Source organism: Nonomuraea sp. NPDC005501 (genome assembly GCF_040605905.1).
GTDB lineage: Bacteria > Actinomycetota > Actinomycetes > Streptosporangiales > Streptosporangiaceae > Nonomuraea.
In genome coordinates, this window is record NZ_JBEXDT010000041.1 from 17,014 (window position 1) to 37,869 (window position 20,856).

Annotated in this window: 18 protein-coding genes and 1 riboswitch; of the genes, 4 read left to right on the plus strand and 14 right to left on the minus strand. The window is 72.2% G+C overall.

Annotation, left to right across the window (positions count from 1 at the left end):
* Nucleotides 1-44: 44 nt before the first annotated feature.
* Entirely contained in the window at nucleotides 45-1,448 is a 1,404-nt protein-coding gene (locus tag ABZS51_RS20840) for a pentapeptide repeat-containing protein (RefSeq protein WP_355443332.1), read from the minus strand.
* A gap of 106 nt (nucleotides 1,449-1,554) precedes the next feature.
* On the opposite strand from ABZS51_RS20840, the gene ABZS51_RS20845 reads away from it, so the two are divergent.
* Nucleotides 1,555-3,294, plus strand: coding sequence for an ExeM/NucH family extracellular endonuclease (locus ABZS51_RS20845; protein ID WP_355443335.1), 1,740 nt, complete (start codon nucleotides 1,555-1,557; stop codon nucleotides 3,292-3,294).
* Between the two features lie 122 nt (nucleotides 3,295-3,416).
* Complete coding sequence (gene trxA, locus ABZS51_RS20850) at nucleotides 3,417-3,797, plus strand: thioredoxin (protein ID WP_310711971.1); 381 nt, start codon at nucleotides 3,417-3,419, stop codon at nucleotides 3,795-3,797.
* Nucleotides 3,798-3,875: 78 nt separating this feature from the next.
* Here the strand turns inward: trxA and ABZS51_RS20855 are convergent, their stop codons facing one another.
* The 11 genes from ABZS51_RS20855 to ABZS51_RS20905 form a co-directional block, all read right to left on the minus strand.
* On the minus strand, nucleotides 3,876-5,213 hold the full coding sequence (locus ABZS51_RS20855; RefSeq protein WP_310711972.1) for a class II 3-deoxy-7-phosphoheptulonate synthase: 1,338 nt from the start codon (nucleotides 5,211-5,213) through the stop codon (nucleotides 3,876-3,878).
* Between the two features lie 67 nt (nucleotides 5,214-5,280).
* Nucleotides 5,281-6,480, minus strand: coding sequence for an FAD-dependent oxidoreductase (locus ABZS51_RS20860; protein WP_355443339.1), 1,200 nt, complete (start codon nucleotides 6,478-6,480; stop codon nucleotides 5,281-5,283).
* Between the two features lie 94 nt (nucleotides 6,481-6,574).
* Nucleotides 6,575-7,597 (minus strand): phosphotransferase, encoded by a 1,023-nt coding sequence (locus ABZS51_RS20865; protein ID WP_355443342.1) that lies wholly within the window; start codon nucleotides 7,595-7,597, stop codon nucleotides 6,575-6,577.
* 18 nt (nucleotides 7,598-7,615) lie between these two features.
* Nucleotides 7,616-8,614: a LacI family DNA-binding transcriptional regulator gene (locus ABZS51_RS20870; protein WP_310711975.1), complete on the minus strand. Its 999-nt coding sequence runs from the start codon at nucleotides 8,612-8,614 to the stop codon at nucleotides 7,616-7,618.
* Entirely contained in the window at nucleotides 8,595-10,004 is a 1,410-nt protein-coding gene (locus ABZS51_RS20875; RefSeq protein WP_355443346.1) for a GH1 family beta-glucosidase, read from the minus strand. The genes ABZS51_RS20870 and ABZS51_RS20875 overlap by 20 nt, the downstream gene beginning before the upstream one ends.
* The gene (locus tag ABZS51_RS20880; protein WP_310711977.1) at nucleotides 10,001-10,837 is read right to left on the minus strand and encodes a carbohydrate ABC transporter permease; all 837 of its coding nucleotides are present in this window, start codon (nucleotides 10,835-10,837) and stop codon (nucleotides 10,001-10,003) included. Before ABZS51_RS20880 ends, ABZS51_RS20875 begins: the two co-directional genes overlap by 4 nt.
* A complete protein-coding gene (locus ABZS51_RS20885; RefSeq protein WP_355443349.1) occupies nucleotides 10,834-11,790 on the minus strand; it encodes a sugar ABC transporter permease in 957 nt (318 codons plus the stop codon). Before ABZS51_RS20885 ends, ABZS51_RS20880 begins: the two co-directional genes overlap by 4 nt.
* Before the next feature lie 79 nt (nucleotides 11,791-11,869).
* On the minus strand, nucleotides 11,870-13,201 hold the full coding sequence (locus ABZS51_RS20890) for an ABC transporter substrate-binding protein (RefSeq protein WP_355443352.1): 1,332 nt from the start codon (nucleotides 13,199-13,201) through the stop codon (nucleotides 11,870-11,872).
* Nucleotides 13,202-13,580: 379 nt separating this feature from the next.
* The gene (locus ABZS51_RS20895; protein WP_355443355.1) at nucleotides 13,581-14,279 is read right to left on the minus strand and encodes a CHAP domain-containing protein; all 699 of its coding nucleotides are present in this window, start codon (nucleotides 14,277-14,279) and stop codon (nucleotides 13,581-13,583) included.
* A gap of 13 nt (nucleotides 14,280-14,292) precedes the next feature.
* Nucleotides 14,293-14,432: riboswitch (cyclic di-AMP (ydaO/yuaA leader) on the minus strand.
* Nucleotides 14,433-14,550: 118 nt separating this feature from the next.
* Nucleotides 14,551-15,504: a Gfo/Idh/MocA family oxidoreductase gene (locus tag ABZS51_RS20900; RefSeq protein ID WP_355443357.1), complete on the minus strand. Its 954-nt coding sequence runs from the start codon at nucleotides 15,502-15,504 to the stop codon at nucleotides 14,551-14,553.
* 20 nt (nucleotides 15,505-15,524) lie between these two features.
* Nucleotides 15,525-16,340, minus strand: coding sequence for an aldo/keto reductase (locus tag ABZS51_RS20905; RefSeq protein ID WP_355443360.1), 816 nt, complete (start codon nucleotides 16,338-16,340; stop codon nucleotides 15,525-15,527).
* Between the two features lie 122 nt (nucleotides 16,341-16,462).
* Here ABZS51_RS20905 and ABZS51_RS20910 point away from each other — a divergent pair, with 122 nt between their 5' ends.
* The gene (locus tag ABZS51_RS20910; protein ID WP_355443363.1) at nucleotides 16,463-17,407 is read left to right on the plus strand and encodes a hypothetical protein; all 945 of its coding nucleotides are present in this window, start codon (nucleotides 16,463-16,465) and stop codon (nucleotides 17,405-17,407) included.
* Nucleotides 17,404-18,567 carry a DUF6716 putative glycosyltransferase gene (locus ABZS51_RS20915; protein ID WP_355443366.1) on the plus strand — a complete coding sequence of 388 codons (1,164 nt, stop codon included), beginning with the start codon at nucleotides 17,404-17,406 and terminating at the stop codon, nucleotides 18,565-18,567. Before ABZS51_RS20910 ends, ABZS51_RS20915 begins: the two co-directional genes overlap by 4 nt.
* A gap of 58 nt (nucleotides 18,568-18,625) precedes the next feature.
* On the opposite strand, the gene ABZS51_RS20920 is transcribed toward ABZS51_RS20915, so the two are convergent.
* Both ABZS51_RS20920 and ABZS51_RS20925 read right to left on the minus strand, forming a co-directional pair.
* Nucleotides 18,626-19,864, minus strand: a complete 1,239-nt coding sequence (locus ABZS51_RS20920; protein WP_355443368.1) for an alpha-2,8-polysialyltransferase family protein — start codon at nucleotides 19,862-19,864, stop codon at nucleotides 18,626-18,628.
* On the minus strand, nucleotides 19,861-20,841 hold the full coding sequence (locus ABZS51_RS20925) for a glycosyltransferase family 2 protein (protein WP_355443371.1): 981 nt from the start codon (nucleotides 20,839-20,841) through the stop codon (nucleotides 19,861-19,863). The genes ABZS51_RS20920 and ABZS51_RS20925 overlap by 4 nt, the downstream gene beginning before the upstream one ends.
* Nucleotides 20,842-20,856: the final 15 nt, after the last annotated feature.

Below are 20,856 nucleotides of genomic sequence, written 5' to 3' on the forward strand. Positions count from 1 at the left end.
ACGGGGCAGTGACGCCGGGGGAGCCGGGCTCCCCCGGGGAGGCGTCAGCGGTGGGCGGACGGGGGCTGATGGGGTGAGCTGTGGGCGGCGTGCTGGGCCGTGGACAGGAGCATGGCGCCCGCCGCGATGGCCGTCAGGAGGACGATCCAGCCGGCCGCCCGGCCCATGCGGGCCCCGGCCGCCACCAGAGGCCAGGAGGCGGCCTCCCACCAGCGGTGGCCCGCCAGGCGGCGCATCTCCGTCGCGGCGAAGGCGAAGTCGAGGGACAGGCCGCGGTCGTCGGCGCGCCGGCCGAGCTCCGCGTACAGGGTGGCGAGCCAGCCGGCCCGCAGGTCGCCGGGGTCGCGGGGCTCCGGCCCCGAGCCGGCGGGGTCGAGGAGGCCGGAGCCGCCGCGTAAGGCTCGTTCGTCCGCCAGCACGCTGCGCCGCGAGAACCAGCGCACCATCGGCCGCCGCATGCTCACCCGCACGCCGCGTCCCGTGAGCGCGAAGCGGCAGTCCTTCAGCCGCACGCCCGCCGGATGCGCCAGCCCCGCGAAGCGGCAGGCCGACAGGTCCAGCCCGTACAGCGCGAGGCTCCGCGCGTCCACGTGCCGCAGCGAGGTGATCGACGCGCCGCCGCGGCCCGTCACCGTCGCCTGGCCGCGCAGCACCGCGCCCTCCAGGTCGGCGTGCGAGCCGGTCAGCCGGAGCGTGGTGCTCCCGGCGACCTCGACGCGCCGCAGATCGACGCCGCAGCCGGTGACCGACACGTCGAGCGAGGCGTCGGCGCGGGCGCGGGCGGCGGACAGGCGGCCGGTGGCCGACAGGTAGGCGTTGGCGGCGAAGTGCGCGGCGTCGAACCCGGCGCTCCCGACGACCTTGCGGAACGACAGCGTCCGCCCGAACCGGGCGCCCCGGAACGTCGCGCCGTCGCCGAGCCGGGCCCCGTCGAAGGTGGCGTACCCGTCGAACCTGGCCCGCTCGCACGACAGTCCGCGCCCGAAGGACGCCTGGCTGAACAGCGCGTCGCGGGCCATGACCGCCCGGTCCAGGGACACGTGGCCGCGCACGGTCACGCCGTGCATCGACAGCTCCCGGGTGAACCGGGCGTCGGCCAGCGACAGGTTGCCCTCGAAGCGGGCTCCGAAGAACGAGGCGAGCCGCTCGAAGACGGCGCCGTCGAGCGACACGTCCCCGGCGAACACGACGCCGGTGAGCCGCACGTCGCCGCCGAACCGGGCCCGGTCCAGGCGGGTCCGTCCCGGTCGCCCGCCCGTCGCCTCGATCACGCGGGCGAGCAGGTCGCCGCCGATGACCGTGCCGCGCAGGTCGAGCAGGCGGCCGGGGTGCATCTCGCCGATCGCGGCGGCGAGCTGGTCGGGGGGCAGATGCGCCAGGCAGAGGTCGTACGGCCGGCGTGCGATGCCCGTGCAGGCAGCGGAATGCGTGCAGGTGACCCAGTCCATGCAGTCGTCATACCCCGGGCACTCGCGTGTCAAGGTTCGCTAATTTAATGCTCTATCCACATTTATGTAGACATATGTGGGCGGTCGTCCCTCTAAAGTGCCGGTCATGCGCGTTTTACCCCGGGCCCCTCTCGCCGCGCTCGCCGCGGCCGCCCTTTCCGCCTCCCTGCTGGCCGTTCCGGCCGCCGCGGCGTCCCCCACCACGCCGGACCCCACCGGTGCGCCGGAGACAGCGGCGGCGCCGTGTGACACCGCCGCCACCCACCGGATCTCGCAGGTCCAGGGCAGCGGCGACGCCACCCCGCTCGCCGGGCAGACCGTGCGCGTCGAGGGAGTCGTCACGGGCGACTTCCAGCGCTCCGACCAGCTCGGCGGCTTCTTCCTGCAGGACCCGCGGCCGGACTCCGACCCGGCGACGTCCGAGGGCCTGTTCGCCTACGCCCGCGACACGCTCAAGGACGTCAAGCCCGGCGACCGGGTCCTGGTCACCGGCAAGGCCGTCGAGTACAACGGCTGGACCGAGCTGTCCCCGGTGACCGCCGTGGACGTCTGCGGCACCGGCACCGTGCCCGCCCGGCCGTACACGCTGCCCGGTGACGCGCTGGAGAGCGTCGAGAACATGCTGCTCACCTTCCCGCAGCCGCTCACCGTCACCGACCACTACAACCTCGGTCGCTACGGCGAGGTCACCGTCTCCGCCGGCGGCCGGCTCTACCAGCCGACCGACCGCCCCGGCGTCGACCCCGGGCAGCAGGCGCGCCGCACGCTGCTCATCGACGACGGCTCCACCCGGCAGAACCCCGCCACGCTGCCGCCCATCGTCCGCACCGGCGACGTGGCCGCCGGCGTCACGGGCGTCCTCGGGTACGGCATCGGCGCCTACCGGCTCCAGCCCACCAGGCCCGTCGCCTACCACGACGCCAACCCCCGGCTGCCCCGCCCGTTCCCGGTGATCGGCAACGTCAAGGTCGCCTCGTTCAACACGCTCAACTGGTTCACCACCCTCGGCTCCCGCGGCGCGACGAACGCCGAGGAGCAGGGGCGGCAGCTCGCCAAGCTGGTCGCGGCGCTCAAGGGCATCGACGCGGACGCCGTCGCCCTCATGGAGGTCGAGAACAACGGCCAGAGCGCGCTCCAGGCGCTCGTGGACGCCGTCAACGCCGAGGTGGGCGCGGGCACGTACGCGGCGCTGACCCACCCGTACCCGGGCACCGACGCCATCCAGGTCGGCATCCTGTACAAGCCCGCCAAGCTGGAGCCCGTCGGCGAGCCGCGCGCCTCGCAGGACCCGGTGTTCAGCCGGCCGCCGCTCATCCAGACGTTCCGGCGGCCGGGCGGCGGCCAGCCGTTCACCATGGTCGTCAACCACCTCAAGTCCAAGGGCAGCTGCCCGGCCGGCGACGGCCCCGACGCCGACCAGGGAGACGGACAGGGCTGCTGGAACGCCACCCGCGTCAAGCAGGCGCAGGCCCTGCTCCAGCTCGTCGAGGACCTGCCGAACCCGCTCGTGCTCGGCGACCTCAACTCCTACGGCGAGGAGGACCCGATCGACACGCTGGAGGCGGGCGGCCTGACCAGCCTCACCAAGCGGTTCGTGCCGGCGCCGCTGCGCTACAGCTACCTGTTCGACGGGCTGTCGGGCGAGCTGGACCACGCCCTGGCCGGCCGGCAGCTCCTCAAGCGCGTCACCAGCACCACGATCTGGCACATCAACGCCGACGAGCCGCGCGTCCTGGACTACAACACCGAGTTCAACCCGGACGGCCTCTACCGGCCGGACGCCTACCGCTCCTCCGACCACGACCCGGTCGTGATCGGCCTCACCCTGCCCGGCGGCAGGGGCTGAGCGGGACGGAACCGGGCCCCGCCACGCGAGTCGTGGCGGGGCCCGCCCGGGTGCTGGAATGAGGGAAGACGGGTAGGGGTTTCTATCCGGTGACAGCTTCGTCGACGAGCGAGGAGCCACTTGTGGCGACCATCGAGGTAACCGAGACCAACTTCAACGACATCGCCGACAAGGGGATCGTCCTGCTCGACTTCTGGGCCGAGTGGTGCGGGCCGTGCAAGATGTTCGGCCCGATCTTCGAGAAGGCGTCGGACAAGCACGGCGACATCACCTTCGGCAAGATCGACACCGACGCGCAGCAGGCGCTCGCGCAGGGCTTCGACATCTCCTCGATCCCGACGCTGATGGCCATCCGCGACGGCATCGTGGTCTACGCCCAGCCGGGCGCCATCCCCGAGCCCGCCCTGGAGGACCTCATCCGCCAGGTCCGCGCGCTCGACATGGACGCGATCCGCACCGAGCTGAGCGAGGAGCTCGACGGGGCCGAGCAGCGGAACGGCTGACCCCGGCCCGGCCGGACGGCCGGCAAGCCCCGCCCATGACGGCGGGGCTTTCGCATGCCAGGACCCGGACTCGCGGGATCAGGCGTTGCGGTAGAGCTCCGCGACGCGGAAGGCCAGGTCGAGGGACTGGCCGCGGTTGAGGCGCGGGTCGCAGGCCGTCTCGTAGCGGGTGGCCAGGTCGCCCTCGGCGATCTCGTGGCCGCCGCCCACGCACTCGGTCACGTCGTCGCCGGTGAACTCGATGTGGATGCCGCCCGGGTGGGTGCCGAGCGCGCGGTGCACCTCGAAGAAGCCCGCCACCTCGTCGAGCACGGCGTCGAGCCGCCGCGTCTTGTGGCCGCTCGGCGCCTCGAAGGTGTTGCCGTGCATCGGGTCGCAGATCCACGCGACCTGGGCACCGGCGGAGGTGACCTCCTTGACCAGGCTGGGCAGCAGCTCGCGGATCTTGGAGGCGCCCATGCGGGTGATGAACGTCAACCGGCCCGGCTCGTTGTCCGGGTTGAGCTTCTCGACCAGCTCCAGCGCCTGGGCCGAGGTGGTCGTCGGGCCCAGCTTGACGCCGATCGGGTTGCGGATGCGGGCGAAGAAGTCGACGTGGGCGCCGTCGAGCTGGCGGGTGCGCTCGCCGATCCACACCATGTGCGCCGACACGTCGTACGGCAGGCCGGTGCGGGAGTCGATGCGGGTCAGCGCCCGGTCGTAGTCGAGGATCAGCGCCTCGTGCGAGGAGAAGAACTCGACCGTGTGGAACTCCTCCGGGTCGGCCCCGCAGGCGCGCATGAACGCCAGCGCCTGGTCGATCTCCCGGGCGAGCTGCTCGTAGCGGCGGCCGGCGGGGGACTCGGCGACGAAGTCCTGGTTCCAGGCGTGGACCTGGCGCAGGTCGGCGTAGCCGCCCTTGGCGAAGGCGCGGGCCAGGTTGAGCGTCACGGCGGAGGAGTGGTACGCCTTCAGCAGCCGCCACGGGTCGGGCCGGCGGGCCTCGGGCGTGAAGTCGAAGCCGTTGACCATGTCGCCCCGGTAGGCGGGCAGCTCCACGCCGTCGCGGGTCTCGGTGCCCTTGGAGCGCGGCTTGGCGAACTGCCCGGCCAGGCGCCCGATCTTCACGACCGGCACCTTGCCGGCGTAGGTGAGCACGATCGCCATCTGGAGCAGCGTCTTGAGCTTGTTGCGGACGTTGTCGGCGGTGGCGCCGGCGAACGTCTCCGCGCAGTCGCCGCCCTGCAGCACGAACGCCTCGCCGCGCACCACGGCGGCCAGCTGGTCCTTCAGCAGGTCGCACTCGCCGGCGAAGACGAGGGGAGGCAGGCCGCCGAGCTCGGCGACGACCTTATCGAGCTCGCCGCGGTCGGGCCAGTCGGGCTGCTGGGCCGCGGGGAGGGCTCTCCAGGAATCGAGATTGCTCTGTGCGCTCACGATATACGAGGGTATTCCACCTGCCCCGCCGGGCAGACCCCGATGTCCACGTTGTGAGAAGGTCGTTTCACGGGGACGCGGGCACCTCGACGTGCTCGGGCCGTACGCCCAGGCCGATGAAGCGCCGCGGGACCCGGTTGAGCAGGGGGATCCGCGTCACGTCCGGCCGGATCGGCGGGGACCCCAGGCGGTTGCGCAGCGCCGGGCCGATCAGCAGGTCCTGCACGACCCGCTGGGCGGCCTGGGTGACCCGGGTCGGCCACATGCGCCGCCGCTGGAGCCGCCGCAGCGTCGCCTCGGGCACGCGGCCGTCCGCGCGCAGCGGCCCGGCCACCAGGTTCGCCGCGGCCACGGCGTCCTGCACGGCCAGGTTGATGCCGACGCCGAACACCGGCGACATGGCGTGCGCCGCGTCGCCGATGGCCGTGAACCCGGGCCGGTGCCAGCGGCGCAGCCGGTTGAGCACCACGGTGAGCACGCTCACGTCGCCGTAGCCCTCGATCAGCGTCTCCCGGCCGGCCAGGAACGGCACCAGCCGCGCCACCGGCTCACGCAGCGCGCCGATGCCCTGCCGTACGAGGTCGTCGTAGCCGCCCTTGGGGATCACGTACGCGAGCTGCCAGTACGTCTCCCGGTCGATCACCACCATGAGATGGCCGCGCGAGAGCCGCAGGAACGTCTCGTCCGGATCGCCGGGCGCGCGCGGCAGCCGGAACCACAGCACGTCCATCGGCGCCCCGAACTCCCTCGGCACCAGCCCGGCGGCCCGCCGCAGCACCGAGGTCCGCCCGTCGGCGGCGACGGTCAGCCCCGCGCGCAGCTCGTGCTCGCCCGCCGCGTCGCGGTAGCGCACCCCGCGCACCTCGCCGCCCTCCACGATCAGCCCGTGCGCCTCGGCGCTCATCAGCAGCCGGAACGACGGGTAGCGGGCGGCGGCGGAGGTCACGAGCGACAGGAAGTCCCACTGGGGGACGAACGCGATGTAGTCGTACGCGCAGGGCAGCCCGCGCAGGTTCGCGAGCGGGATCGGTCCGGTGTCGGTGACGATGCTCAGCTCGTACGTCTTGCGGTGCGGCAGCCGCAGGAACTCCTCCGCCAGCCCGATCTCGCCGAGCACCTGGAGGGTGGAGGGGTGGATGGTGTCGCCGCGGAAGTCGCGCAGGAAGTCGGCGTGCTTCTCCAGCAGCGTCACCTCGACGCCGGCCCGGGCGAGCAGCAGGGCGAGCATCGCGCCCGCCGGGCCGCCGCCCGCGATCACACAGCTCATGGTCCGTCCCCAGGTGCGGCGTTTCGCTGGATCTTTCCCCGTACGAGGAGGTCCGAACGCGCCCCGGCCCGGGGACGGCGCGGGGACGGCCCGGTCAGGCCGGCGGGCTCCCGGCGAGGCGGCGCAGCACGTGGGTGAGCGACTCCGTGGCGAGGCCGCGGATGTGGGCGTACTCGTCCTCCGGGTACTGCCGCGGCCCGTTCTCGACCAGCAGGATCAGGTACAGGTACGCCCGGTAGAGGTCGAGCCGCACCCGGGCGCGGGGCGTCAGGTCGAGCGGCGTGACCTCGCGGTAGCCCGCGAGCAGCGGGTCGTCCTCGTCCAGCTCGTCGAAGAGGGTGGGCGTGACGAACTCCGCCAGCGGGTCGCCCCAGAACGCCCGCTCGTGGTCGATGATGGCCTGGATGCGCGGCCGCCCCGTCAGGTCGAGGAACACGTTGCCCGCCCACACGTCGAAGTGGACCAGGTGCGGCGTCGTCACCTCCTCCAGCGCGGGCGCGGCGCCGGCGACCACGGCCGCGATCTCGGCGGCGGGCAGCGGCAGCGGCGTCGGGTAGCGCCGGGTGTCGGCGAGCAGCGCCCCCATCATGGCGAGGTACGCCTCCCGCCAGGTGGCCCCGGTGATGCCCGCGTGCGGATAGCCGAACACCTCGCCGGTCACCGCGTTGAGCCGGGCCAGGTGGCGCCCGAGCTCCCGCCGCAGCGCGTCGTGCCCGCCTCCGTCGAGCAGGCCCCTGACCAGCGGGTCGCTGGAGGGCGGGACGTCGTTCCACGAGACGCCGTCGAGCGCGTGCAGCACCAGGTAGTCGCCGCCCAGCACCGGGTCGTCGAACCCGGCGGCCACCAGAGCGGCCACGGGCACCCCCGCCGCCGCGGCCAGCTCGCACACCGCCGCCTCCATGCGCAGCAGGTGGCGCTCGTAGCTGAGCTGCTCCAGCTCGGGCGGCGGCGCCACCTTGAGCACCACGCCGCGGCCGTCGTCGAGCGTGAGCCGCCACACCGCGTTGGCGTAGCCGTCGGTCAGCTCCGCCGCGGCGGCGACGCCGACGCCGAGGGCCCGCCGGGCCAGGTCGTCCAGCTCGGCGGGGGAGAGGCGCCGTTTCGTGCGGCTGTCCATCGTGGGCGTTCCCTGCTCTCAGGCGGACTGGCGGAGCACCAGGTGGGTGTCCAGGATGACCACCGGCTGGCGGACCTCCTCGCCGTTGATGCGGGCCACCAGGAGCTGGGCCATCTGCCGGCCCATCGCCTCCGCCGGCTGGTGGACCGTGGTCAGCGGCGGGTCGGTGTGGGTGGCGGCCTTGGAGTCCTCGAAGCCGACCACCGCCACGTCACCCGGGATGGTCCGGCCCGCGGCCTTCAGCACCTGCAGCGCGCCCACCGCCATCAGGTCGGAGGCGGCGAACACCGCGTCGAGCGCCGGATGCGCCTCCAGCAGCTCGCGCGTCGCCGCGGCGCCGCTCTCCTCGGAGAAGTCGCCGTAGGCGACCAGCTCGGGCATGCCGGAGCTGAGCAGCGCGTCGCGGTAGCCGGCGAGACGGTCGACGCCCACGCCCATGTCCTGGGGGCCGGCGATGGTGGCGATCGACTTCCGGCCGAGACCCAGCAGGTGCTTGACCGCCTGCCGGGCGCCGGCCCGGTTGTCCATGTCGACGTAGCTGTAGGGCGCCGGGCCGACCGGCCGGCCGCCGAGCACGGTGGGCACGCCCATCGACTCCAGCCGGGCCGGCAGCGGGTCCTCGCCGTGCAGCGACAGGAGCAGCACGCCGTCGACGTGCTGCCCCGTCAGGTAGTGCTCCAGCCGCTCGTGCTCCTCGTCGGACTGCGCCATCGCCAGGATGAGCTGGAGCCCCGTCTCCGACAGCGCCGAGCCGATGCCGCGGATCGTGCCCGCGAAGTACGGCTCGTCGAAGACCCGCAGCTCGCTCTCCGACACCACCAGGGCGACCGTGTCGGTGCGCCGGGTGACGAGGGCGCGCGCGGCCCGGTTGGGCACGTAGCCCAGCTCGTCGATGGCCTGGCGGACGGCCTCGCGCGCCTTGTCACTGACGTTGGGGGATCCGTTGATGACCCTGGACACCGTGCCCCGGCCGACCCCGGCCCGGGCCGCGACTGCCTCAAGAGTCGGTCGGTTCATGGCGCCTATTCTGCCGGATGATCTGGGAATACCAGAGCGCGCTGTCCTTCAGCACCCGTTCCTGCGTCTCGAAGTCGACGTGGACGAGCCCGAAACGCTTGCCGTACCCCCACGCCCACTCGAAGTTGTCCATGAGCGACCAGGCGAAATAGCCCTGCAGCGGCACGCCGGCGTCGATCGCCTCACGGCAGGCGCGCAGGTGGCAGTCGAGGTACGCCGTGCGCTGGGCGTCGTGGACGCGGCCGTCCTTCAGCACGTCGTCGAACGCGGCGCCGTTCTCGGAGACCACCAGCGGGATCGCCGGGTAGTCGCGCGCCACCCGCTGCAGCACCTCCAGCAGGCCGCTGTCGTCGATCTCCCAGCCCATCGCGGTGACCGGCCGCCCGCCGTTGACGAACGACACGTGCTCGCTGCCGACCCATGGCGAGCCCGTCTCGGTCGGCGCCGCCGCCGCCGACGCCTTGCCGCCTCCGGCTCCCGAAACGGTGAAGCGGCTGTAGTAGTTGACGAGCAGCAGGTCGATGGGGGCCTTGATGGTCTCCATGTCGCCGTCGGCGATGAAGCCGGTGTCCATGCCGAGGTCGGCCAGGACGTCCTCGGGGTAGCGGCCGAGGAGCAGCGCGTCCAGGAAGAACCGGTTCTGCAGCCCGTCGATCCGCCGTGCCGCGTCCAGGTCGGCGTCACTGTCGCCGGCCGGCGTCACCGCGTACAGGTTGACGCAGCCGCCGACCCTGCTGCCCCGCATGGCCTGGACGGCCAGCCCGTGGGCGAGGTTGAGGTGGTGGGCGGCCCTGATGGCGTTGGCCGGCTCGCGGCGGCCCGGGGCGTGCTCGCCCGAGGCGTAGCCGAGGAAGGCGGCGCACCACGGCTCGTTGACCGTGCTGAAGGTGTGCACGTGGTCCTTGAGCGCGTCGTGGACGCACTGGGCGTACTCGGCGAACCGGTAGGCGGTGTCCCGGTTGGGCCAGCCGCCCGCGTCCTCCAGCGCCTGCGGCAGGTCCCAGTGGTACAGGGTCAGCCACGGGTCGATGCCGTTCGCGCGCAGCTCGTCGGCGAGCCGCTTGTAGAAGTCGAGGCCCTTGTGGTTGAACCGCCCGGAGCCCTCCGGCTGGATGCGCGGCCACGACACGGAGAACCGGTAGGCGCTCAGGCCCAGGTCCGCCATGACGGCGACGTCGTCCTTGTACCGGTTGTAGTGGTCGATGGCCACGTCCGCGTGGTGGCCGCCGACCACCCGGCCGGGCTGCTTGGTGAAGGTGTCCCAGATGGAGACGCCGCGGCCGTCGGCCGTCACCGCGCCCTCGATCTGGTACGCCGAGGTGGCCGCCCCCCACGCGAATCCCGGGGGGAACCGCAGGTCGGAGCTCGTCTGCTCCTCTTGAGTCGTCACGCCTTGACCGCACCTTCCATCAGGCCGCCGACGATCTGCCGGCCGAACAGCACGAAAACCACGAAGAGAGGGAGGACGGAGGCGGCGGTGCCGGTGAACAGCATCACGTAGTCCGTGCCGTGGGCGGAGTTGAGCGCCGCGATCGAGGTCTGAACCACCGGGTTGTCCGGGTTCAGCACGATGAGCGGCCACATGAACTCGTTCCAGGTCTGCATGAACACCAGCAGGGCCAGCACCGCCATCCCGGGCCGCAGCGCGGGCAGGACGACCCGGCCGTAGATGCCCAGGGTGGTCGCCCCGTCGACGCGGGCGGCCTCGACCAGCTCGTCGGGCACCGCCTGGGAGGTGTACTGGGTCATCATGAACACGCCGAACCCGTTGACGAGGAACGGCAGGATGACCGACTGGAGCTGGCCGGTCCAGCCGAGCTTGACCATCATGTCGTACAGCGGCACCACGCCCATCTGCTGGAGCGGCACCATCATGGTGACCAGGATCAGCCCGAGCAGGACCTTGGAGCCGGGGAAGCGGAGCTTGGCGAACGCGAAGCCGGCCAGCGTCGAGATGAGCACCACCGACACGGTCACGGTGACGGCCACGATGGCGGAGTTGACCAGGCCGGTGATGAAGTTGGCGTCCTCGGTCGACAGCAGCCGCTGGACGTTCTCGCCGAGGTGGCCGCCGGGCAGCAGCGGCGGCGGCGTCTCCACGGCGTCGTCGTTGGTGCGCGTCGCCATGATGAACATGTAGTAGATCGGGAACGCGGACAGCAGCAGCGCGAAGCCCAGCACCACCTTGGTCATGAGGCCCGCGTCCCAGAGGCGGTTGTTCACTTGCCTCCTCCGATGCGCCGGGTGAACCAGTAGTTGACCATCGTCCCGAGCAGGATCAGCACGAACAGCAGCCAGGCCGCCGCCGAGGCGTAGCCCATCTCGAAGTCGCGGAAGGCGGACTTGACGATGAACATGGCCACCGTCTGGTACTGGCCGGTGGTGCCGCCCGTCATCATCGGGTTGCCCTCGAACATGACCGGCTCGGTGAAAAGCGTCAGCCCGCCGATCGTCGAGATGAACACGACGAACACCATCGTCGGCCGCAGCATCGGCACCGTGATCCGCCAGAACTGCGTGCGGGCCGACGCCCCGTCGATGGAGGCGGCCTCGTACAGGTCGCGCGGGATCGTCTGCATCGCGGCGAGCAGGATGATCGCGTTGTAGCCCGTCCAGCGCCAGTCGACCATCGTGGCGATCGCGATCCAGGAGGACCACTTCTCGTTCTGCCAGATGATCGGTTCGACGCCGAACCAGGACAGGATCCAGTTGAAGACCCCGTAGTCGCGGCTGTAGAGCTGGCTGAAGATCACGGCCACGGCGACCACCGAGGTGATGAGCGGCAGCAGCACGCCGAGGCGCAGCAGCAGCCGGCCGCGCAGCCTCTTGTTGAGGGCGTTGGCCAGCAGCAGCGCCAGCACGAGCTGCGGCACGGTGGCCAGCACGAACATGCCGAGCGTGTTGACGACGGCGTTCCAGAAGGCGGCGTCGGTGATCAGCTCGCCGTAGTTGGCCAGGCCCTTGAACTCGGTGTCGCCGGCCAGCTCCCAGTCGTGCAGCGAGACCCAGAGCGTGTAGCCGAGGGGGAAGATGCCGAAGACGGCGAACAGCAGGTAGTAGGGCGACACCAGTACATACGGCGTGCCCTTGAGGTCGAAGCGGGCCATCCGCCGGGAGGGGGCCGACCGCCTGCCCGGCGCCCGCCGGGAAGGCGGCGGCGCGAGTTGGATAGTCATGGAAGCCTTTCGAGCCGGGGCGGGGAGGGGTGGCGCCCGCAGAGGGGAAGGGGCGCCACCCGGTCCTGGGGGACGGGGGTCAGCCCGCCGCCTTCACACCCGCCTCGACGAACTTCGACCAGGCCTCGTCGTACTTGATCGCGCCCTGGTCCATGCCCTCGATGACCTTCTCGACCGCGGTCTTCACCTGGGCGTGCTTCTCACCGAAGAACACCGGCTGGAGGTTCTTCACCGACTCGCTGAAGATCTGGCCGGTCGGCGCGTCGTTGAAGTAGGCGTTCTTCAGGCCCGCCACCTCCGGGTCCTGCTGCGCGGGCAGCGAGCTCGGGAACGCCCCGGCCTCCTTGAAGGCCGCGATGTGGCCCTCCTTGCCGGTGAGGTAGTTCACGACCTCGGCGGCTTCCTTGGGGTGCTTGCTCTGCTTGGGCACCGCGAGCCAGGAGCCGCCCCAGTTGCCCGTGCCGCCCGGCACGGCCGCGACGTCCCAGTTGCCCTTGTTGGACTCGCCGGCCTTGCCCTCGATCACGCCGAGCATCCACGACGGGCAGCCCATGGTGGCGAAGCCGCCGCCCTTGATGGCCTTGTCCCACGCCGGGCTCCACGCCTGCAGCTTGGCGGTCATGCCCGCCTTGCTGAAGGTGGTCACCCAGTCGAACGAGGTCTTGACGGCCGGGTTGGACTCGATGACGAGCTTGTTGCTCTTGTCGAAGTAGGAGAGGTTGCCGTTCTTCGGCGCCTCCTGGAAGAGGATCACGTTGTAGATCGTGTTGGGGCCGTCCATGAACTTCGCGCCCGTCTTGGCGGCCTCGAACTTCTTGCCGGTCTCCAGGAACGCGTTCCAGTCCGGCCAGAGCTTGCCGACCTCCTCGCGGTCGGTGGGCAGGCCGGCCTTCTTGAACAGGTCCTTGCGGTAGCACATGGTCATGCCGCCCATGTCCGTGCCCAGCGCGAACAGCTTGCCGTCCGCGTTGAGGCCCGCTTCCCACTTGGCCGCCGGGAAGTCCGCCTTGCGGCTGTCCAGGCCGTACTGGCCGAGGTCGGTGAAGAACTGCGGACGGGCCGCCATGAGGCCCATCGCGCCCTCGTCGATGCCGACCACGTCTCCGGCGCCTGCCCCCGCCTGGAGACGCTGGAGCAGCTGCGGCAGGTACACGTCCTCGAACCGGTCGGTGAGGTTCGTGTACTTGATCTGGATGTTCGGGTGCTCGGCGTTCCACTTCTTGACGGCCTCGTCGTAGCCGAAGTTCTCGCCGCCGCCGAAGGTGTGCACGTTGATCGTGACCGGCTCGGCCGCCGCGCTGCTCTGCGAGCCCGCCGGGGTGGTGCCGCCACCGCCGCTGCTGCACGCCGCGATGGCCAGCAGGGCCGTCATCGCGGCTCCGGTCATGACCAAGCGCTTGTGGTTCTTCATTCGGAACCCCTCTGGGTGGTGAATGTGGGAGGTGCATCGCGGCGATGAGGCCGCGATGGGAAGGTCTTGGGAGCGCTCCCACAAAGAGTGCCCTCATGGCGTGGGGGTCGTCAACGGCCCGAAACGCAACCGTTACCTCGGGCCGTATTTGTCGCTGTGAAAGAGGATTTAGGGGTCCAAACGGCGCGAAAAGGTCGCTGGGAGCGCTCCCATACCATCCGTCCCGTTAACGCCACACGAACGGACAACCCGCTGTGGGACCGGGCGGGACGGTCAGGCGTACGGGGGGATCTTCCCGGAACGCGAGCGAGCGCGCGCCGGGGGAAGGCGCGCGCTCGCTCCCTCTGGGGAGAGGTGGGGGAGTGGTCGGGGGACCGGGTCAGCCGGCGTAGTTCGGGTAGCCGTAGCCGACGACCTGGGAGGTCGGCCGGACGCGCTGCTCGACGCGGCCGTTGCCGGTGTTGCCCTCGATCGTGGAGATCGTGCCGTCGCCGTTGTCCTTGACGACGAACCCGACGTGGTTGATGTCGTCCAGGTCCTTGCTGCCGCTCCAGGAGAAGAAGACGACGGCGCCGGGCTTGGCCGTGCTGCCCCAGCGGTGGTTCTGGGCGAACCAGCGGGCGTGGGCCACGGTGTAGGCGTCCCAGCCGACCTGCGGGCGGGCGCCGGTCTGCTCGCCGACCCAGGAGACGAACATCGAGCACCACGCGGCGTTGAGGTAGGCCTGCGGCGAGCCGCCGTCACGCTTGACGGTCTCCAGCGCGCGCTGCGACTTCGCGTACCACTGCTGGAACTTGGTGCCGCCGCCGTAGGCGTTCTCGGAGGTGCCGACCTGGGCGCGGGCCACGTCGAGGACCTTCTGCGCGGTCACGTTGACCCGGCCGTACTGGGAGCCGGACACGGCCTGCTTGTTGACGGTCTGGCTGACGGACGAGTTGGAGGCCGGCCCCACGTGCTCGGGGGTGTCCGCGTTGGCCGGCACGACGGCGCCGAAGGCGGCCGAGGCGATGATGGTCGCGCCGAGGGTGGCGCGGATCGTTCCGGGCGTGAGGGCACGGATGAGACGGTGCTTGGCCATCGAGAAGGGATGCTCCTTGCTTCCATGCCGCTTACCGGGTTAGCTGACGGGTTCGGGCGTGGAAGCTGCCCTACGGCACAGGGGAGTGCCGATTCACCCCAAGAGAAGTGGGTCCCCGGTTCCGCGCTCAGGCGGATTCAGCGGTCACAGGGGGGTCCTGTGATGATCTGTGCGACTGGCCGGCAACGAACGGGCAAACCGGACGTAAGCCGACGAACAGGATTTAAGGTAATACATCCGGCAAGAGGATTACAAGTGGATAAATGCCCAGCTAGGAGAGCTGAGATCGTGCATCCTCCAGAAGCCCCGCCATGGCAAGGCTTTCGTCCAGTGGCATGATCTCGCTTTCGGTCCGTCCCTCGGCCAGGGCATCCCGTACCTCGCGCAGCTCCCCCGCGTATCCGTTGTCGGCCGGGTCGAGGTCGTGCACCTCCGTCGCCATCGACGCTCCGCTGAGCACGACGCGGTTCGGGGCCCAGAACGGCGCCTGGATCTCGGCCCGCATCCCCGTGCCCACCACGTGGGCGCTGTTGGGGAACGAGGCGAGCAGCGAGGCCTCCACCAGCGCCCGCCTCCCGCCGGGGTAGACGAGCACGCCGCCCGCCTCCGCGTCCACGCCGGACGGCGCCAGGCAACCCGTCATCCGCACCTCCGACGGCGCCCCGAGCAGCAGCTGGGCCAGCCCGAACGGGTAGATCCCCAGGTCCAGCAGGGCCCCGCCGCCCAGCTCCGGAGCCCACAGCCGGTGGGCCGGGTCGAACGGCAAAGCGAAGCCAAAACTGGCCTGCACCGAGCGGATCTCGCCGAAGCGCGGGTCGGCGGCCACCCGCCGGATGAGCGGGTTGAACCGCATCCACATCGCTTCCATCAGGAAGACCCCGGCCTCGCGGGCCAGGCGCACCATGCGCTGGGCGTCGGCGAGCGAGGCGGCCAGCGGCTTCTCGCACAGCACGGCCTTGCCCGCCGCGATGGCCGCCTCGGCCACCGCCAGGTGCTGGGCGTGGGGCGTGGCCACGTACACGGCGTCGACGGCCGGGTCGGCGCACAGCTCCGCGTAGGAGCCGTACGCCGACTCGGCGCCGAGCTCCGCGGCCAGCGCGGCGGCGCGGCCCAGATCACGCGAGCCGACGGCCGCCACCCGCATGCCGGTCTCCGCGGCGATGACCGCGCCCACGGTCCGTGCGATGCCGCCTGTCGCCGCGATGCCCCATGCGAGATCCCTCATGGCGAGGGATCATAGCTTTTTTACCCAAATGTGGCGGGATCGGGCCCAAGGCGGCGATTGGCGTTGAGTGCCCCGATAGCCGCCAGGTCCTCGTCGTCCAGGACGAAGTCGAACACGTCGATGTTCTCCCGGATGCGGGACGGCGTGACCGACTTGGGGATCGTCACGTTGCCGAGCTGGATGTGCCAGCGCAGCACGACCTGCGCCGGGGTGCGCCCGTGCTTGGCGGCCAGCGTCTGGAACACCGGCTCCTCCAGCAGGCCCCGGCCCTGGCCGAGCGGGCTCCACGCCTCGGTGAGGATGCCGTTGGCCTCGTGGAAGGCCCGCAGCTCGTGCTGCTGGAGCCACGGGTGCAGCTCGATCTGGTTGATCGACGGCGTGATCCCGGTCTCGTCCATGAGCCGGGTGAGCGCCTCCACCGTGAAGTTGGACACACCGATGGCCCGGGCCCGCCCGTCACGGTGCGCCTTCTCCAGCGCCCGCCAGGCGCCCACGTAGGCGTCCTGCTTCGGCGCGGGCCAGTGGATGAGATAGAGGTCGACGTGGTCCAGGCCGAGCCGCGCCAGGCTCTCGTCCAGGGCCCGCTCGGCGCGGTGGTGGTCGTCGTTCCACAGCTTCGTGGTGACGAACACCTCCTGGCGCGGCAGACCGGAGGCGCGCACCGCCCGGCCCACGCCCTCCTCGTTGCCGTAGATCCTGGCGGTGTCGACGTGCCGGTAACCGGCCTCCAGAGCGGTCGTCACGGCCCGCTCGGCCTCGTCGGCGGGTACTTGCCAGACGCCGAACCCGAGCTGGGGGATCGAGACGCCGTCACTGGTGAGATTGAGCGAGTTCATGGCCTCCATTGTTCACGCGGCGTTCCCCGCGCCGTCAGGGGGCCGGATTACGGTGAGCGCGTCGTGCGGTCGCGGGCGACCCGGAGCGAAGCCGGCATCAGCCCGGAGTGGGGAGAGCAGGGGTGACGGAGCGGGCATCGGCCTGGGTGGAGTCACCCCTCCAGATGCTCTGCGCCGTCGAGGCGCACCACGCCGGCGTGCTCGGCCCCGCCACCGCCGTCGTGCCCCGCGCCGGGCAGCGCGCGCTGAAGGCCACCCGCCGCGAGCTGCGCCGCCTGTCGCTGCCCGAGGGCCTGGAGCTGGCCGAGCCGTCCGAGAAGCTGCCGCGCCGGATGAACGCCGCCGGCGACGCCTTCTCCGGCAAGGTGCAGCTGCGCTGGCTCACCTCCCGCCCCGGCCGGCTGGTCGTCGTGGACGACGGCCTGGCCACGCTCCGGCTGCTGGAGCTGCTGGCGGCGGGTCCGTACCGTCCGCTGCTGCGGGCCCGCGCCCACCCGGGACGGCTGCGCGCCGTGCTGGGGCTGGCCGCCGCGCTCAGGCTGCGCGCCGGCCGGGTGACCGTCTTCACCGCCCTGCCGGTCACCGAGGAGCTCGAACAGTCGGTCCGCGACGCCGGGTTCGACCTCGTCCGCCATGACTTCGCCTGGCTGCGCTCCCAGCCGCCCACCGAGCCCGGACCGGCCGAGCGCACCGTGGTGCTCGGCACGTCCCTGGTGCGCAACGGCCTGGTGCGCCGCGACCGCTACCTGCGCTGGCTCACCGACCTGGCCGGCGAGGAGCCGCTCGCCTACTACCCGCACCGGCGCGAGGACCCCGCGGACGTGGCGCTCATCCGGGAACGGCCCGGCATCACCGTGCACGACGGCGGCGCGCCGGCCGAGCTGACGCTGCGCGGCCTCGACGCCGGGCAGCGGGTGCTCAGCCTTCCCTCGACCGCCATCGCCTCGCTGCGGGTCCTGCTCGGCCCGCGCGGAGTCGCGGTGGAGCCGGTGGCCGTGCCGGACGACTGGTGGACCAGCGGGGCGGCCCCCGCCCTGCGATCGCATCTGACAGGAGTGACCGGGTGAGAGTGCTGGCGGTCGCCGACTCCGACTCGTACCTGAAGTGGGCGGCCTGCCTGCTCGGCGACCTGCCGGCCGGCTGCGAGACGGACCTCGTGGTGGTGCGTACGCCGATCGCGCCCTCGCCGGAGCAGATCGCCGCGGCGGTGCACGGGCGGCCCGCGCCCCCCGTGCTGTCGGCCCGCGCCCTGCGGCGCGAGGCGGAGCGCAGCCGGCCGGACGTGATCCTCGTCGCCTGCACCGGCCCGGTCGTGGACGTGCTGGTCGCCGAGGTGCTGAGCGGGCTGCGGCCCCGGCCCGTGTTCGCGACCGGGCTGCCCGGCATCTCCGTGCCCGCCACCGAGAAGGCGTGGCTCTTCCGCAGCGGCTGCGACCTGTTCGTGCTGCACAGCCGGCGCGAGGTGGCCGAGTTCGGGGAGATCGCGGCGCGGCTCGGCGGGGGAGGGGCGATCGGGCTGGCCCGGCTGCCGTTCCTGCGTCCCGGCCGCGCCGGGGGCGGCGGGAACCGGGTGGTGTTCGCCACCCAGGCCAAGGTGCCGCGGGAGCGGGCGGAGCGGGAGCAGGTGCTGGTCGCCCTGGCGCGGCTGGCCGAGCGGCGGCCCGACCTGGACGTGGTGGTGAAGCTGCGCGCCCTGGAGGGCGAGCGGCAGACGCACCGCGAGCGCCACCACTACCAGCGGCTCTGGCGCGAGATGGGCGAGCCGGGGCGGCTGTCCTTCGCGGCCGGGCCCATGCACGAGCACCTGGAGCGGGCGGCCGGGTTCGTCACGGTCAGCTCGACGGCCGCGCTGGAGGCGGTCGCCCAGGGAGTGCCGTCGCTGGTGCTCTCCGACTTCGGGGTGAGCGCCGAGATGATCAACCTGGTGTTCGAGGGGAGCGGGCTGCTCGGGACGCTGGACCAGCTCGCGGAGGGCGGCTTCCGGGCCGCCGACCCCGAGTGGTGCGCGACCAACTACTTCCACCCGGCGGGGCTGGACGACTGGACGGGCCTGCTGGCCGCGCAGGCGGCCGGCCGGGAGACGCCGGCCCGGTCGCTGCTGGACGGGCCGGAGCACGCCGCCGCCCGCCGCCGCGCCCGGCTCCGGCTGGAGGTGCCGCCGACCGTGCTGCGCTACGGCTACCGCGCCCGGCGCCGCGTCCGCCGCTACATCAGCGGACGGCGGTAGACGCACGTCGTTGCGTCAGGGGACGGCGGGCGCGTGCGTCACCGGGCGGGCGTGTGCGTCAGCGGGCGGTGGTGAGCTTGCGCCGCAGGCGGGCCAGGGCCGTGGGGCGGCCGGTCAGGCCGAGCGTCTCCAGCCGCTTGCGCTTGAAGTAGCGCGGGTCGAACACCGTCGCCGACGGCCGCAGCTCCGGGTACGCCTCCGCCTGCATGCAGTAACCCACCGCCCGCACCAGCGCCGGCAGGTCCAGGGCGGGCGGAGCCTGCACCGAGCCGTCCGCCGACAGCCGGGGCAGCAGCGCGTCGACCAGGGTGACGGGGATCCGGTTGCTGTTCTCGTACGGGCTCAGCCGGTCCAGCACCAGCTCCGTCCCGTAGGAGGCGACCGGCAGGCTGAAGTACCGCTGGGCCGTGATCAGGCCCGTCGAGAAGCATCCCACCACGAGCTCCGGCCGCAGCGCCGCGAAGCACGCCTCCGCCGGCGTGCTCTCGTCCGCCACCACCAGCCGCACCCCCAGCCGCTCGGCGGCGGGGCGCAGCAGGCGGGCGTGCGCGCGGCCCGCCGACGGGTGCGGCTTGAACACGACCGTCTCGTGCCCCCGGGCGGCCAGCGCGCGCAGCATGCTCTCGTGCAGCGCCGCCTCCTCCTCGGGCGTGACGATGTCGAGCGCGGACAGGTACTGGCCGAGGATCATCGCCCGCGCGTCGAGCATGTCGGGCGCGGTCGCCGTCACCTCGCGCACGACCGACAGGAACGCCGTGTCCGGCAGCACCTCCGCCGGCACCCCGTACTCGCTCAGCAGCAGCGGCTCCAGCCCCGGCACCAGGTCGAGGTGGAGCAGGCGGGTGATCCGCCGGAAGATTTCGGCGGGCAGCGGGTCGCGGGTCGGGCCGTAGCTCATCAGCCCGTCGGAGTAGACGGTGATCGGGCAGTCGCGCACCAGCCCGGCGATGGTCCGCGCCGGCGGCACCGCGATCGACTCCAGCACCAGCTCGTCCACCTCGCCGAGGCCCAGCTGCGCGCGGATCAGCCGCTCCATCATCGGCACCTCGATGACCCGGGCCTTCCAGTCCGACGGGTGCAGCGGCGCGATGAGGTCGTTCCAGGAGTGGATCTCGTCGAAGCGGGAGCGCAGCGCGGCGAAGCCGGGCGCCCGGTCGAGCGGCACGGCGATCTCGGGGATCGCCGCGTTCGTGGAGACGATGAGCACCCGGCGCCCGTCGCCGAACCGGCCGTCGCCGATCGCGGCCGCCAGCGACATGGCACCGAACAGCGTCGAGGCGTAGCAGACCGTCGTCATGAATCCTCCCGATCCCGGCGGAGCCGGACGAGGGGGCTGGGGGGCAGGTCCGGCAGGAGGGCCCGCAGCGCGGCCTCACGCTGGACGGACATCCTGGAGACCGCGTCCACGACCAGGCCGGTGGGCAGCGCCCGCACGGCCTGCGCGCCGCGCTCCTCGAAGCGGGCCCGCAGCCGCGGCGTGAAGCGGCCGGCCAGCTCCAGGTGGTGGGCGAGCAGCGCGCAGAAGTTGCGCACCGCCTTCGGCAGGAACTCCTCCTCCAGGTCCTTGAAGACCAGGTCGAACGCGTCGAAGAAGTGGAGCTGCCGCTCGTCGCCGACCTGCGTCAGCGAGCCCGCCACCTGCCGCCGGTAGAAGACGCCCGCGATGGACACCACCGCGAACGTGGCCGCCTCCCGGTGCAGCCGCCAGATCCACGGCCGGTCCTCGGCGGTGTGCAAGGAGCCGGGGAAGTGCAGCAGGTCCCGCAGCGAGCGACGGTACACCCCGGCCCACGCGTACGGGTAGTCGACCATGGTCCGCACGTTCGCGGGCAGGATCGCGTCCCTGGGATCGAGCACCACGCCCCGCCGCGCCAGCGGAGCGCGGTGCACGACCCGTCTGCGGCCCTCGGCCTGGACGTGGTCGGCCCGCACGAAGTCGCAGCCGAGCCCGTCGATCGCCTCGACGAGCCGTTCCAGGTATCCGGGGGCGAGCCAGTCGTCGCCGTCCATGAACGTGACGTACCGGCCCTCCGCGGCCGTCAGCCCGGCGTTGCGCGCGTCCGCCAGCCCCAGCGGCCGGGGATTGCGGACGAGTGACAGGCCGGGCAGGTCGCCGCGGAAGTCCTCGACGATGTCGGCGGTGGCGTCCACCGACCCGTCGTCCACCACGATGAACTCGAAGTCGCGCCGGGCGTTGCGGCGCAGGGAGGCGAGCGCGTCGGCGATGAAGCGCTCGCCGTCCCGCACCGGCACGACGACCGAGAGAGTGATCAAGTCTTTCCCTTGCAG